1 protein-coding gene is annotated in these 1,372 nt (G+C 65.1%); it reads left to right on the forward strand.

What is annotated here, in order from left to right:
* Positions 1-82 precede the first annotated feature (82 nt).
* A complete protein-coding gene (locus P3T40_RS44925) occupies positions 83-1,237 on the forward strand; it encodes an IS110 family transposase (protein WP_429274095.1) in 1,155 nt (384 codons plus the stop codon).
* Positions 1,238-1,372: the final 135 nt, after the last annotated feature.

Genomic DNA, 1,372 nt, shown 5'->3' on the forward strand with positions numbered 1-1,372 from the left:
ATAGATCCTATGTGGGCAGGGGACTCGCCGGCGAACTGATATGTAGAATCAGCGCGTCGAGTCCTGTTCAATGGAGAACATCATGCGCACGGATCAGTCGTTCACGACGGGTGCTGAAGAACCAGTGCTGGCGGTGTCATTGGAGCTCGCTGCGGCGAAGTGGAAGGTCGCACTGCACGACGGCCGGCGCGAGAAGCCGGCTGTGCATACGGTCGCCCAGCCCCAGGCTGCGGCGCGCCTACAGGCGGTGCTCGACCTGATCGAGGCGCACAGGCAGAAGTGGTCGCTACCGACGGACATACGCATCGTCGTGAGCTACGAGGCCGGTCAGGACGCATTCTGGATCTGCCGCGCGCTGCAGGCGCGCCACATCGAGTGCTACGTGGTCGATCCGGCAAGCATTCCGGTCGAGCGCCACAAGCGGCGTGCGAAGACCGACCGGCTCGATGCCATCAAACTGGTGATCAACCTGCGCGCGTGGCTGCGCGGCGAGCGGGACCGCATGCACGTCGTACACGTGCCGTCACCGCAGGACGAGGCGTCGCGCCAGCTGATGCGCGATCGCGGGGAACTGCAGAAGGAAGTACTTCAGCATCGCGACCGCATGCGCAAACTGCTGGCCACGCTCGGCTGCTGGGATGAGCTCGACCACAAGGGCTTCGCCAACCGGCTCGTCAACAACGAGGTGCGGTGCCACGATGGCGCGCCGCTACCGCCCGAACTGCGTGAGCGGCTGCTGCGGGAGTGTGAGCGGCTGGCGCTCGTCACGCAGCAACTCGCGGCGCTGGAGAAGACGCGGCAGGCCGCGGTGCCGGCGCACGCGCGCAGGCGAAGTGATGACCTCGCGCGCCTGAAGGGCATTGGCGAAGTGGGCGCGTCGCGCCTCGCGCTGGAACTGTTCTGGAGGGAGTTCAGCAACCGGCGCCAGGTGGGTGCGTGCGTAGGGTTGGTGCCGCAACCCTACGACAGCGGGGAGAGCCACCTGGACCAGGGGATTAGCAAACAAGGCAACCGACGGGTGCGCGCCCTGCTGATCGAGATCGCGTGGACCTGGCTGCGCTACCAGCCGGCCAGCGCGCTGACGCACTGGTTCAACCAGCGCACGCAGGGTACGGGAGCGAACCGCCGTGCGCGGCGCATCGCGATTGTCGCCGTGGCACGGCGCCTCGCGATTGCGCTATGGCGCTATCTGAAGGACGGAGTGATACCTGAGGGTGCACAGCTGAAGGCCATCTGAACCGACAGGTTATTGGTGTAGCGGTGTAGCCACGCAGGGTGTGAAATCCGATGTACGGGACCGTTTGAAGTGAACATGCCCGTCGAGCCCCTGGGTTACTGACGTAACCGATTTTATAGATGGGGCATGTTTCCC

This window comes from Paraburkholderia sp. EB58 (assembly GCF_050436665.1).
GTDB lineage: Bacteria > Pseudomonadota > Gammaproteobacteria > Burkholderiales > Burkholderiaceae > Paraburkholderia.

Coding starts and splice junctions, on each gene's coding strand:
- P3T40_RS44925 (WP_429274095.1), top strand. CDS start 83: ATGCGCACGGATCAGTCGTTCACGACGGGTGCTGAAGAACCAGTGCTG.